Origin of the sequence: Flavobacterium psychrophilum, assembly GCA_001708385.1 — a bacterium.
GTDB lineage: Bacteria > Bacteroidota > Bacteroidia > Flavobacteriales > Flavobacteriaceae > Flavobacterium > Flavobacterium psychrophilum_A.
On sequence record CP012388.1, the window covers coordinates 133,361 to 147,940 of the forward strand.

A 14,580-nucleotide genomic window follows, 5' to 3' on the forward strand; every position below is an offset into this window, starting at 1 on the left:
TCCGCTTTATCTTAATACAGAACTTTAAAGAAAATTATGGGAGAAAAAATCATATTTAAATTATATTTTTACGCCTCACAATTTAAAATTTATACATGGCTTCAGGATTTTTTGCAATTTTGGATGATTTGGCTGCATTGATGGACGACGTTGCAGTGGCTAGTAAGGTTGCAACCGGCAAAACAGCAGGTATATTAGGCGACGATTTGGCGGTAAACGCAGAAAAGGCAACAGGATTTCTTTCTTCGAGAGAATTACCGGTATTATGGGCAATCACAAAGGGTTCATTTCTGAATAAGTTGATAATTGTTCCGATAGCTTTACTGTTAAATGCATTTTTGCCCATAGCAATAAAAATTATATTGGTCCTGGGCGGTTTTTATCTTGCGTATGAAGGAGTAGAGAAAATTATTGAATACTTTTTTCATAAATCTAAAGATGGACATGAAGTTATTGCCGAAAGCCAGGAAAATGATAGTGACGCAGAGAAAAGTAAAATTAAGTCTGCTGTAACTACGGACTTTATTCTTTCTGTAGAAATTGTAATTATTGCACTTGGAACTGTTTTAGACAAAAGTTTAACAGTACAAATATTAACTGTATGCGTTGTAGCAATTTTGGCTACAGTTGGTGTGTACGGAATAGTAGCGCTTATTGTAAGGATGGATGACGCAGGATACAAATTGATTAAGCATTCAAACGAAAAAGGCTTTTTATCTACAGTGGGAAATATACTGGTTAAGTCTTTACCTATAGTTATTAGAATTCTGGCTGTAGTTGGTACTATTGCTCTTATTTTGGTATCGGGAGGAATCTTCGTTCATAATATAGAATTCTTCCACCATCTTCTTCCGGTAGTGCCCTCAATCATCAAAGAATTTTGTCTTGGTTTGCTGGCGGGACTAATTGTTGTTGTACTTGTATCAGGTAGTAAAAAAATATTTTCTTTAGTAAAAGGTAAATAATTCACGTAATATAAAAATAAGGATTACTATTTATTAATCATAGATCACGATATCCAACATATATATAACAAAAAACGCTTACAACTTGTGAGCGTTTTTTGTTTAATCAATTTTGCTTTAAAATAATGATGCACATAAATTGATTATAAATAAAAAGGCCACCGGCAATTAATACCGGTGGCCGTCTCTCATACATAGTAAATCATTAACCTAATATTACAATGCCTAAAACATATGAAAGTTTATTCCTCTCTGTTAAGGTATACCCATCCGGTTTTAGATTCACCGTTAGAGCGCTCAACCATGTAAAAGTATGTTCCGGTTGGTAACTCTTTTCCGTTACTTCCCTGACCAACCCATTCGTTGGTATAATTGGATTTAGTGTATACTTCCTGTCCGTATCGGTTAAAGATTGACAGTTTTCTAACACCTAGAGAACTAAGGTCAAAGTTGTCGTTCTTGCTGTCATTATTAGGCGATACACCACGTGGTATATCACAGGTTGTGCTTGTAACAGGCATAGAATCTTCACCTATACATCCGTCTGCAGTTGTAACGGTAACAGTATATATACCTATTGCATCAGGTGTTATAGCACGATCTTTAGATGCAAAACCTTCAGGACCTGTCCAGCTATATTTGGCAATATCGGTATTATAAGAACCATCTATATCATTTGCTGTAAGGGTATATACTCCCGGTTCACAATCTTCAGTAATTACCACTTTTATAGCATCGGTATTTTGGGTAACATTTATAGATTGCGTTGCTTTACAATCTCCAATAGTTACAGTCACGTCATAGCTGCCAAAGTCTGTAGCTGTAATGCTGCTGTCTGTACCTACAACAACACCATTTAGAGTCCACTCATAGATTGCATCTGCAAGTTCAAAGTTCTGCGCGCTTACAGTAATAACCGCATTTTCCAGCATACATACATTTTGATTGTCACCAAGTGTAAATCTCGGCGTAGGGTTTATTGTTACTTCAAAGCTGCTTTCAGCTGTACATACAGGAATAGTGTTGCTTTGCGCAAATACATAAATTGTCTGAGACGTAGTTATAGCTGATCCGGCAGTAATTTCTGTACCTGAACCATTATCACCACCCGTGGCAGTAAAATACCTGTTGCCTGCGCTTAGTGGTAAAAGCGTATAGCTGTCACATTGTTCAACATTTTGAATAACATCGGCTATTGGAGCAGGAAGTGTAGTTACGTTAACACTGTCTGAAGATGTACAGTTGCCAACCCTTACAGTTACTTCATATACGCCCGGTTCGCTTACAGTAATTGCACTTGTTGTTTCAGTAAGTATCACACCGTCTTTAGTCCATGCGTAAGTTGCATCTCCTGTTTCAAAAGCAGTAGATGTTACTTCAAGTATTGTATCTGAGTTTTCGCATATAGAACGATCTTCAGTAAGCGCAAACTCCGGTGCCGGATTCACAGCAAGTGTAAATGTAGTAACGCCATAACATGAGGTAGTATTATCCTCAATCCTTACATAAATAGTCTGCGGATTTTCTATATTTTCATAAGAAGATCCCATCGCATTTTCTCCTGCTTCAGCATCAGCTACAGATGTATGGTAGCTTATTTCATAATTTGTAGCATCCAATTCATCAAGTATAATAGCTGTATTAGAAGTAACATCAAAATTGGCTATACCTTCATTATTACATTGTGTTAGATTTAAAGGCTGCTTAACTGTCGATGTAACATCTGGATAATATTCTATTATAATACTATCTGATGCAGTACAAGAAAGGCCTAATAATTCAGCGTTGATAGCATATGTTCCTGCTTCTGTTACAGTAAGTGTTGCTCCATTTTCATTTGGAATTTCAACACCGTCTTTTGTCCACTTAATTATGAATGCTTCAGCGTCTAAGTTACTATTAAGTACGTGTTCCGATCCTTCACAAATGGCGTTTTCGGCAGCGACTGTAAGGTCAATTCCCAGGTTCAATTTACCCAGGTCAAAACTTTCTGCACCTAGAAATACTGCCGAATCCAGACGTTCGTCACCTCTGTCTGCAATAACCATTTTTATATGGTACGGCTGTCCCATTATAACGTCACCCTGGGCTTTCATAACAGTAGTTCGTCCATTATAGTTTATTGGTGCGTTTGAGCCAAAATTTTCTCCATCGTAAACTCCGTAGTAATCGCTGAAGAAATCACCATTTTCCGAGTCACAAGTATCATTGTATAATCCATCTCTGATTGTAATAACAGAAACTGGTGTGTTTGTTCCAGGTACAACTGCAAGGTTTCTTTTATTTCCCTGAGCATCGGTTAAAATAAATGCAAATGCATCTGAATATTCACATTGATATGTTCCATATTCCTCAGAAGCAAACATAAAGTCAAAACTTATCTGATCTCTAAGTGGAATAAAATCAAATTCAAGGATTGAAGCATTATGAGATACCATCGGTAGCCCTGTGCCTTCTTGGATTATTTGTTCAAGGTCTGGATCTCCAACCCAGCCGTCTGCCATACCGTTTAATGCTTCAAAATTTGGTCCGGCAGCATCGTTAGCATTACCTGTACTTAGTACAATACCTGATTCAAAAGGAAAATCTGAACCATTTTTATTAAAATAACCGATACCGTCCGGTCCGCCAAAAGTAGATCCTGTCGTGAATGTTACATTACTAACCTGAGCACATCCTGAGTTTACAAGTACGTCGCGTACAAGTTCTTCTACCGTATACTGTGTAGTATTTGTAGCGATTGGTTTAACAGGTGTTGAAATACAAATTGAAAAATGAAAGTTAGGGTTAAAGCTATCTTCAGAAATTCTTATTGTGTATTTCTGCCCTACAGTTAAATCTCTAACATAAGCAGAAGTTTCATCACCAAAGCCAGACGCACATAATAAATTATTTAGGTTTCCACAAGCGCCTTCATATAATGCGTATCCAAATGATGTATTTTGGGTTAATGGAGTTATATTAATTGTATGTGTTTGCGCTAATGCGGTAAATGTAAACCATACATCGTTAGATGGTGTACCAAATTGATTACATATTGCTTCGGTTGATATTGTAGCGCCGCTTGTAGTACCTCCGCGTACAATTGTACAATCAGGTGTTGTATTTACAGTAAGATCAATAGCTGTAGCACATTCGTCATTTGTAATCATTGTAGGAACTGCAACTCTATCTGTCCATGCGCCTTTGCTATCCGAGTCACAAACTGCTCTAACATAAGCAGCATACAGAGTACCCGATTCCAAAGGCTGTCCATTTACTGTTGTAGTTGCAATGTATGGACTTGTAGCGGGAAGACCATTTGTTGTTGCGGTAGGAGCAGGAAAAGTCGCTGGTTGAACAATGATTTCCCATTGTGTTTCTGTATCTGCCGGAGACCATGTATATTCTATAGAAGACGTTGTAGTATTACCCTCAGCTAGGTCATCTATGTCAGCACAATCCGGTATTGCTTCAAAAACTACATTATCTATTGCTACAGGAGCATATCCTGCAGATGGAGAATCAGCATGCCATGCAACATAAACCGGTCCGGTATATCCTTGAAGTGATATGATCTCTTTTATAAAACTTTCATTGTTATACACTGCTGAAGGAAGAATTACCGTAGTAAAATCGGCAATATCTTTTCCTGTAGTAGATATCATTACCCTGAAACGCGCGTTTCCACTACCTGTTCTGTAATGAAATCGTAATCTATCATTTCCTGTAAGGATAATTTGAGGTGAAATTAACCAGTCGTTAATATTTGATGCCCCAGTATAAATTTGCGCATATTGGTCGCCTTCATAACCTGCCGGAAATTGACCGTTAAGATTCCATGATGAAGTGCCACCATTGCCGGTTGTCTTCGTCCAACAGGCTTCCGTTTGAGAATTCGAATTAAAGCCTTCGAAAAATGGTACAGTAAAGGCTACACATTCGGTTCTAAATGATACAGGACCTACCCACTCACTAAATTCACCCGATCCGCATGATGCTCTAACATAATAGGTATATTCGGTATTAGGAGTTAAGTTATCGGCAAGGTATGGGTTTGTAGTAACAGGAGTTCCTGCAATTCCGTCGGCAGGAGGTAGAGTACCTTGAGATAAATCTTTTAAAGCAATTTCCCATGCCGTTTCATTGTGGCCTTTCGTCCAGGCTAACTGTGCAGATGTAGTTGTAATATCGCTAACAGATGGCGTTAGAGGAACCGCACAAGCAGGCCAGTTCTCAACATAAACGTCGTCAATTCTCACTCTGGAATATGTTGCACTTCCTGATGGTACATACCATGCTATATTTACATTCTGTCCTTCATAAGCACTTAAGTCAATAATTTTTTCAAGATAACTATTGTTCTCAATAGGTGTTAAAGGTAGTAAGTCTGTTGTAAAATTGTCAGGATCAATACCGGTAGTAGATATTTTAACCGAAAAATGTACTAGAGAAGATGATGTGCCCTGATATTTGTAGCGCAACCTCTGATTTGCTCCAATTGTTAGTGTTGGAGAAATAAGCATATCATCATTATCAGTATTTATATCATTATAAAATGCAGCCGATTGCTGGCTGTTGAAACCATTCCATTGGTCATTTATATCCCATTTTTCGCCATCATTATTTCCATCATTTACTATCCAGCAAAATTCTGTAGCAGAATCTTCTTCAAAACTCTCGTAGAAAGGTGTTGATAACGGATTACATAATGTAGAAAATCTAAGTGGACCTGCCCATGTACTGTAAGTGCCATCGCCACAATTAGCACGAACATAAAATTCGTAGTTTGTAGACGGATTTAATGTAGTTGCATTAAAGTTTGTCGCATTTATATCAGTTCCCGATCCTGTAGGTAGTCCCAGTCCTTCGGTTTGAACAACATATTGCCAAGAAGTCGCAGTTTCCGCTTCAGTCCATGATAGCATTGCTGATGTTGTTGTAATACCACTTACAGTTAAAGCAGTTGGCGATTTACAATTTTCTCTCTGTATTGTAAAATTGTATGAGGTTACACCGTTGCCTGCAGACAATAAAATATAATAGTCAATCCCTGCCGTTACGTCGATTTCCGAAATTGCAAGGTCGCCCAACACGTAGTCATTAAAATCGGCTGCAATACAATTTGTGCCAATATCTGCACAAGAATTATACACAAACATAGATGCTGTGTCGTTTGTTAGTTCTGTAGCTTTAATTGTAATTATCTCATTTGCGATAGGGGTGTATTTATAGATAACATCGTTACCGCCAAGATAGCTTCCCCACTGAGACGTGCCACAATTTGCACCCGGGCTTCCGCTATAATAATTTTTAGCGTTTGATGTGTTGTCTACAATATTATATGGTAAGCTGCTTACCACAATCGGGTCGCTACAAGTATCACCCAAACGATTTGTACTGAAAAAAACAGGCCCAATCCAATCACTTTTACCTCCTAAAACACATACTGCCCTTATTTGGTATTTATAACCTTTATTTATTTCAAGATTTGTAACGGTATAGGGTAAAGTGCCTGTGTAAAGTTGTCCGCTACCTGTAAATGGATCTTGTTCGCCCACAATTTCTATATCCCACTTTGTAGCATTGCTTGGGCTATCCCAATTAAGATCTACTGTAGAAGTCGTTGAATTTGTAGCGGTAAGGTTAGTTGGGTTTAAGCATTTTTCTGTAACACTTACATTGTCAACAAGCCACCTGTCTGCAAAATTTGCTTTCATTATAAAAGCCACGTATACCTGCTGTCCATAAAATTCGGGTGCGAAGTTTAGTGTTTTTAGCACATACTCACGTTGTTGAACACCATTTATTTGAGATTCTGTCCATTCCTGCATAAGAGTATAATCAGCAAGATCTGCCTGATTAGCAGATGTAGAAATCTTAATCTGATAAATACCACCCTGATCGCCAACAATGCCTAATCTGGAGTAAAAATTTAATATACCATTTTCCGGTACTGTAAACTGCTTAGTAATAAGCCAGTCTTCCGGGGTAGTTAGTGCACTTTCCCTTTGTATGTATGCGGCAGTTGCACCTTGATAAGGCGGCAATTGTTGATTACCTGCTGGAGATTTTTGCCATGAGTAGGTAAGCCCTACACCGTTGTCATACACGCCCCAACCCGGAGGTGGAAAAGCGGCACCTTCAAATGTTTCTTCCTCTAATTGCGCATAGCCAAAAAAGCAGCACAACAAAAAAAGAAAACTTAAGGTAATTTTTTTCATAGTCATAGTTTATGTTTAAGATTAGAAAATACAGAAGTAAATTAAAACGGAGATTTACATTTTAGTTATTACGGAAAAATGAATTCTGTAACAGGACAGAATTCGTAACTTATTCTTTAAAATTAATGTTCCTCAGATGCAAAGCTATCAAACCTGTATGCTAAACGGATTTATAAAAGGGTTACAAATCATTTACACAGCCTGTAAAACACCTTACATTTTATGTACATCTTTAAAAAAGCCCTGATATTTAGTATATTGTAACCTCGAAATTTATAAAATCAGCTTATAGTATATCTAATTTTAGATGTACATTAAAGTTGTTTTTAAAGGAAATAATAGCAGGATAAAACGTGACTTTTTTATAGTTTGCAGGGTTATACAACGTATACAGATACATAGCTACAGCTGTAGTGACTATAGGTTTCCGGTATTCAAAAAATAAATATACAGTGTTAGAAATTCTTAAAAAAGACGGTCAGGTTTTGGTTTTCATCCAAACCTATTTTCTTTCTTAAACGGGAACGGGCAACCAAAATACTATTAGCACTTTGTTGTGTTATAGCCGAGATTTCTTTGGTAGAAAAATTCATTTTTGCGAAGGCACAAAGCCTTATCTCATTTTTTGTGAGTGTTGGATACTTATGAAGCAGTTTTTTATAAAATTCTTCATCAGTCTCCACAAACAGTTTTTCAAACTCTTTTTTATTAAATGATTGGTTGCCCTTTTTCAGATCGGAGATTATCTGGGTAAGCATTTTATTATTCGGCGTATCTATAACTGTCTGAAGCTCATTTAGTCCTTTATGGGTGTAGTCTATAATCTCGCTTGCCTGCATTATTTGTATAGCATTACTGGTAAGTTCTTTGTTCTTACTTTCCATCTGCTTAATAAGCAGTTTATTTTCAGTTTTACGTTGTTTTAATTTTATGCGCTGTAGCCTGTACATAAGGAATATAATTACAGAAAGCGGAGCAAGCAATATTATACTGAAAATAAATATATTTTCTCTTCTTCGTGCTTCGGTTAAAGCATCCTGCTGTTTTATTTTTTGATCGTTTTCAAATTCAAGCAGTTCTATCTTCTTTTTATTTTTCTGACTTATATCTTTTTCTGATAGCTGGTTTGTAATACGTAGATAATAATTAGACTTCTTGTAATCATTTTTTTCTTCATACAAGTTTGCCAGCGTTTTAGCAGCAAACAGCCTGGCATCATCTAAATTTAAACTATCACCTAATCGGAATGCTTTGTCAAGATAAAGCAATGCCGAATTTTTGTCCCTTAAAGTATCGTTAGCACCCCGATAATAATATAAATATGCTAAATCGGTTGGCTGTTTTGCCTTTTTAGCCAAGGCGATTCCCTTATCAGAATAAAATTTACTGCTATCGACTTGTTTGAGGTTACTAAAAACAATAGACAAATTTTGAAAAGTTATAATTATTCCAGCTGTGTCCCTTAGCCTTATACTATGCTTTTTATGAATATTAAGCATTTCAAGTGCCTTTATATAATTCTTGCTTTCTATTTCTATAACAGCAAGGTTACTGTAAACAAGGTATGCTTCAACATTTTTTTCACCGGTTGTTCCTTTGGCAAGAGATTCTTTAAGTCCCTTGAGCGATATATCGAAAAATTTCCTTGCTCGTTCAGTATCTTTAAGTTGCATGTAGGCACATCCAATATTATTGTAGATGAAATGCATTTGCGACGGATCGATCTTTTTCTGAAGTGCCAAAGCCTTGTAGCCATAATCCAAAGCCAAAATATTTGATTGCTGGTTTATGCAGGCTACAGTTCCAACTTTATACAGGTATAAAAGCTGATTTTCGCTAATATTGTCTTTATATTTTAAAGCATTGTCGAGGTATATAAGTGCTTTTTCAGGATTGGAACGCATATTATTCGTAGCCTTATTCAATAAGTCTTTTACGAGTGTATTCGTTTCTGAAGATTGTCCCATCAGACATTGACCTGTAAGTAACAGGATGCAAAAAAATATGATGCGTATACAATTTTGGGACATTAATTTTTTATCCAAATATAATTAAAATATCACAGATTGAGATATATCAGTTTTGGTTGTAGAGGGAGTACGGTATGGGACGTTGCCTTTCAAAATTGCAATGATGCCTATTATAATATCCAATTCGCTTTCCAAGAATATCACTAAAAATCGAAGACTATACCTTGGACGTTAAATACTATCAATTAATGAGGTATATAGTTTAATTAGCCTACCTTACAAAATAATGAAATTTAACCCACTTAAATCATAGTACCATGTCAAAAGGCCAGGATACCAAGAAAGGTAGCAAAAAAGAACCAGTAAAGACTGCCAAAGAAAAAAAGGAAGCTAAAAGAGAAAAGAAAAATAACAAAAGCTTTGACTAGCTATTATAAGGCCCCTGTAATTATAGGGGCCTTATAATTTGTTTTACAATAGATATTTATGTTTAATAATAAGTGTTTCTCTGCACGTTTCTTTTCCTGAAATTCATTGGATATTTTAAACGGTTTTGATTGAAATTCATCATTAGACAATGAACTAACTATATGATTGAAAAACGTTAAAAATTGGTAAATGCATGTTTTTTTAAATTAAAAAACGATGTAATTAACTACATTTGTGTAAATGAGGAATAACGAAAGCTTACAAGATGTACTAACAAGAAGGTCGGAAATTGCATGGGAAGAATTCCTTCCATCAATTTCTATTGACTGTGTTGTTTTTGGTTTTCACGACGGTGCATTAAAAGTATTGTTACTGAAAACAAAGGATAGAGAACTTTGGGCACTTCCCGGAGGCTATATGGGAAAACAGGAAGATGTTAATGCTGCTGCTCAACGAATTTTATTTGAGCGTTCCGGTGCAAAAAATATTTACTTACAACAATTTAGCGTTTTTGCCGACCTGAACAGGAGTGAAGGTTTTTTTGAAGGTTTTCCCAATACACTTTGGCATAAGCAAAGATTTGTTTCTTTAGGCTTTTATGCTTTGGTAGATTTTACAGATGTCGTTCCGGTTATTGACGATATTTCTACGCATGCTGAGTGGCGCGATATCAATGATATTCCTGAAATGATGATGGATCACCGTCAGATTTTTGACGAGGCGCTTATTACGTTACGCAGGCAGCTCAATTACAAACCAATTGGTTATAATTTGTTACAGGAAGAATTTACAATGCCTGAACTGCAAAGGCTTTATGAGATCATTTTAGATAAAAAACTTAACAGGGGTAATTTCTATAGAAAGATGATCGCATATGATATTCTTGATAAAATGGATGAGCCCAGAAAAGCAGGCGGAGCACATAAAGCACCAAACCTTTATAAGTTTAATACTGAAAAATACCAGGCGGCACTAAAAAATGGTCTGAAGGAAGAGTGGTAATATTATTTATCTGATGTCGATATTTTCAACAAAAAAGCAGAGTCTATTGGGACTCTGCTTTTTTGTTGAAAATTATTAAATTTCATGTGTCAAAAGTACTACCTGATAGTGTTCAGAAGACTTATACAATGTTATTGATGATAAGATCTTTAGATCATTGGAAAGATTATTCCATAATTCGTCTTTATTTTCATAGTTATAATCCCTTTTTGATCTAAACAAAACATAAATACTAAAGTCATCAGGGCTAATAAAAATATCTCTGTTTTCCTCAAAAACGAGTTTAGGTCCTTTGTACATTATCTCGGCTTCTTTATTATAGATAAGTTTCGCAAGCCTGTCATATAATATTTTATTTCCTTCCATAGAATTTGGATCAAATTCAAGTTCTTCGCGTGTTCCGGGAATACGGACTAAAACTTCCTCAAAGTCAAAAATTGTATTTTCCGTATCGATAACGGCTTCTTCATTTTCTGCCGAAGATAACTCAATTAACTGGTGATGCATATTTTTTTCACGCACCTCCGGAAATTTCAACGTTTTTCCCTGATTACTTAAAGTAGTCCAGATCAGGTCATCATCATCTGTATCATTAAGCGTAATATCCCTGAAAAGGACGTAGGTTTTAAACTCATTGTTATCTTTTGGGAGCAGATGCTGATCATATCTAAAGTAATCTCCTTTATGTACAATATCTGCAGAACGGCTTGAAATAGCCTTTTGCAGTATGTTGTAAAAAATTGTATAGTTATTAGTGTTTCCTATTTCCAGTTCCAGCTCGTTCTGATGGCCGCTTAAGCGTATTACAATGTCTACTGTTCTCATATTTTAGTTGAAATAATGTTTTTTGGTTGTAGTTTGGGCGTTTAGCAGGTCGGTCAGGGATTCTGTATCTGTCATACGAATATCTTCGAGTACAGCTTCATCAAGCTCAAATTCAATTATAGTACTATAATTGAAATCAGGTTTATCGGTTGGCTCATGATAATCTGCATCAGATATAGCATCATCCCATTCTGTATAAAACAGAATTTCTTTCTGCCGGCTATATTCAAAATTCAGCAAAGCAAAAAGTGTTACATGTTTTTCCATAACTGCTTTTACTTAAAGTTACAGTAATTAAAGCCTGCATACCCTGCCATTATCATATAATTAACGTAAGACTGATTAAAAGATGGTGTAGTTTCGATGAAACTATTATTTCTTGGAAGTAGTAGCGTCCACGATGTTCTTATTATCTTTCTCCGTTTCTGTTTCTTCCACATAAACGGCATAATCAGCAGGTATTATTCTTTCGCCCTTAAACGTGGCATAGGCGCGGGTAAACTCTGCACTTATGTAGAGTATAGCGGCTGAATAATAAACCCACAGCATAATTACAATTAACGATCCTGCGGCACCGTAAGGCGATCCAGCCTGGGAGGAAGTAATATAGATTCCAATTATATATCTGCCCAAAAGAAATAAGAATGCAGTAAATAGTGCGCCGGCGCGTACGTCTTTCCATTTTATTTTTGCATCAGGAAGCACTTTATAAATAACGCCAAATATTACAACCAAAACTACAAAACTTACAAGTAAGCTTAACACGCTAAATATAATTACAGATGTATCCGGCAGCCATGATTTAAGTATCGTATTAAATGCTGATAGCGCACCATTAACAATAAGCGAAACAACAAGTATAAATCCAAGGCCAATGATTATCGATCCGGATAGGAGCCTGTCCTTTAAAAGTTTTAGCCATCCTCTTTTCGGTTTAGCTTTAACTTTCCATATCATATTTATAGAATCCTGTAAATCTCCAAATACTGTTGTTGCTGCAATTATAAGTACAATAGCACCAATTATTAGTGAAAGCTGAGTTTTTCCCGATAGCTCCATATTACGTATTACTTCCTGGATTTGAGCGGCTGCTTCATTTCCCAAAAGTCCTTTTAACTCGCTGAATAAACTGCCCTCAATTGCATCTTTTCCAAAGAAAGCACCAGCTAACGATATAACGAGTAATAACAATGGAGCCAAAGAAAAAATAGTATAATAAGCCAGTGAAGCACTAAGTTTTAGCCCCTTATCTTCCGAAAAACCTTTAACGGTGTCTTTTAGAATTTTAAAACTGTTCTGGATTACACTTTTTACTTTCATATGTATTGAGTTTGTACCACTAAAATATAACATGGTCGCCGGTTAAGCCACAGTATTAACATAACTATAATAAGGAATCAATATCATTTTTGTCACCTTATAAATTAGAATTGTCACCTTTTTTACAACCACATTTTATCTATTAGAGTATCTGTTCTATTTGTAAGGTGCTTAATACCTACGTTGTATTTGTGTAATTAGTTCGAGCATGATTTCCACTCTCCCGGGTGAAACAACATATCGATGTTTTATTAGAAAATACACTCTTTTTGAGTATGAAATTTTTTAATTTTTTATATAGAAAGATTAATACTGTTAATTGCTTTTTTTTTCGATGAAACGTAGTATATTTTCGATTAATATCTTCTTAAATATTTCATAAAGTATTCAAAAATAATTATTCTTGTATAAGTAATCTTTAATGTATGTGTTTGATTATCTATTTGTTAGGTAATTGTGAATTTAATGTTTAAAAAAGAAGCGATATGAATTTTAAAACCAGATTATCATACAACAACAGAATATCATTTGTTTACAGAAACGGAGAGGTAAATCAAACACCTTTTACAGAAGTTATTTTTTCTGGAGATGACTATATTTTGGCCAAATCAGATTCGGATATTTTTTATAGTGTATTGGATTTGGATGGTAATCTTACTAAAGACGATTTAAAGATTATTCACCGTTTTCAAAATGGATTACTGCTTACCTATAAACCTTTTCAAAAGACGTATTCGTCGTCCGATGGTTTTGCATATAGTATAAATTACAATGTATTTAGTATTCTTAATTTCAGTTTCTTAAAAAGCAGTACGGTAGCAATAATACAGGCAGATGAAATAGTAGAAGAAAGCACCACTGAAATTTTTAATGTTAAATGTAATAAAACCGTGCTTTGCAACTTTTTGAACAAGCCAGTTTATAAATTTAGAGACTTCATTTTTTCGGAGATACTGGATAACCAATATATTATTACCGGTAATTCATTGTTCGCTAATAAGGGTAACATAGATAAGGCTTCTAACGGTTTCTTTGATTTTGATATTTACAGATCAAGAAAGATATGGAGTGTTGTGAATATTTTTGACCAAGTAAGTCATACAATGGAAACTGATATATCGGGAACAACTGTTACCGGATTGAGTTTTAAAGATGCAGAAATCAATCTTACAAACAGGCTTTCAGTACCTAAGCTACCTAACAAAGAAGATTGTAAGGATGTTAAGATTTATACTGATTTAAAGAACGAATCTGTAATGTACAGAACTTGGAAAAAGAAAAATAAACTGCATGCTATGATTAAAAATGTACTCTCTATATCCATAAACTAGCGTTTTAGAGTTTCTTTAATATTTAAATTCTGATTAAAGAATACTTCTGTCAATTGTTTTAAGTAGTTTTAAAAATTAAACGATCGTTAAAACCTTGTATAATTAGTTAAATAGTGTTAAGCATAATTTGAGGCATCTGTAAAAATTACCAGGTGCTTTTTTGCATTTTAAACGTTTGATATTGTGAACGCTATGTAACTCCAATAATTGTGACTATATATGCATATTATAAATAAAAAATCAAATTTGGATTAATTTTTAATAGTACGCTAACATTTTAGTTTTTCGGAGATTACTTTAAAGACTAATTTTAAACCAACCCTCGAACTTACTATATATTAATTTGCAATGCTCTCTATTTCTTCCTTAAAAAGGAGGGGTGCTAACTATTGCCTATTAACGAAACATCTGAGGGATTGCTAATAAATAAACACTATTAAAATGACCTCATTAATTGATTACGCGCAGTACTGGTGGTATTCCTTCAGTTCCTACACACTCATTGTGAAAATAGCAATTGGAGTTATTTTAGTTT

General features: G+C 35.2%; 9 protein-coding genes. 4 read left to right on the forward strand and 5 right to left on the reverse strand.

Going from position 1 to position 14,580, the window contains the following annotated elements:
• Window positions 1–95 precede the first annotated feature (95 nt).
• A complete protein-coding gene (locus ALW18_00615) occupies window positions 96–965 on the forward strand; it encodes a hypothetical protein (protein AOE51151.1) in 870 nt (289 codons plus the stop codon).
• Window positions 966–1,207: 242 nt separating this feature from the next.
• Here ALW18_00615 and ALW18_00620 read toward each other — a convergent pair whose 3' ends face one another.
• A complete protein-coding gene (locus ALW18_00620) occupies window positions 1,208–7,174 on the reverse strand; it encodes a hypothetical protein (protein AOE51152.1) in 5,967 nt (1,988 codons plus the stop codon).
• Between the two features lie 449 nt (window positions 7,175–7,623).
• The gene (locus ALW18_00625; protein ID AOE51153.1) at window positions 7,624–9,135 is read right to left on the reverse strand and encodes a hypothetical protein; all 1,512 of its coding nucleotides are present in this window, start codon (window positions 9,133–9,135) and stop codon (window positions 7,624–7,626) included.
• A gap of 320 nt (window positions 9,136–9,455) precedes the next feature.
• Here ALW18_00625 and ALW18_00630 point away from each other — a divergent pair, with 320 nt between their 5' ends.
• Both ALW18_00630 and ALW18_00635 read left to right on the forward strand, forming a co-directional pair.
• Entirely contained in the window at window positions 9,456–9,566 is a 111-nt protein-coding gene (locus ALW18_00630; protein ID AOE51154.1) for a hypothetical protein, read from the forward strand.
• Window positions 9,567–9,807: 241 nt separating this feature from the next.
• Entirely contained in the window at window positions 9,808–10,569 is a 762-nt protein-coding gene (locus tag ALW18_00635) for an NUDIX hydrolase (protein AOE51155.1), read from the forward strand.
• Between the two features lie 75 nt (window positions 10,570–10,644).
• Here the strand turns inward: ALW18_00635 and ALW18_00640 are convergent, their stop codons facing one another.
• From ALW18_00640 to ALW18_00650, 3 genes are all read right to left on the reverse strand, one after another.
• Window positions 10,645–11,394 (reverse strand): hypothetical protein, encoded by a 750-nt coding sequence (locus tag ALW18_00640; GenBank protein ID AOE51156.1) that lies wholly within the window; start codon window positions 11,392–11,394, stop codon window positions 10,645–10,647.
• A gap of 3 nt (window positions 11,395–11,397) precedes the next feature.
• Complete coding sequence (locus tag ALW18_00645) at window positions 11,398–11,661, reverse strand: hypothetical protein (GenBank protein ID AOE51157.1); 264 nt, start codon at window positions 11,659–11,661, stop codon at window positions 11,398–11,400.
• A gap of 105 nt (window positions 11,662–11,766) precedes the next feature.
• The gene (locus tag ALW18_00650) at window positions 11,767–12,714 is read right to left on the reverse strand and encodes a ribonuclease BN (GenBank protein ID AOE51158.1); all 948 of its coding nucleotides are present in this window, start codon (window positions 12,712–12,714) and stop codon (window positions 11,767–11,769) included.
• A 485-nt stretch (window positions 12,715–13,199) separates the two neighbouring features.
• Between ALW18_00650 and ALW18_00655 the strand changes: the two genes are divergently transcribed.
• The gene (locus ALW18_00655; GenBank protein AOE51159.1) at window positions 13,200–14,045 is read left to right on the forward strand and encodes a hypothetical protein; all 846 of its coding nucleotides are present in this window, start codon (window positions 13,200–13,202) and stop codon (window positions 14,043–14,045) included.
• The last annotated feature ends 535 nt before the right edge of the window (window positions 14,046–14,580 follow it).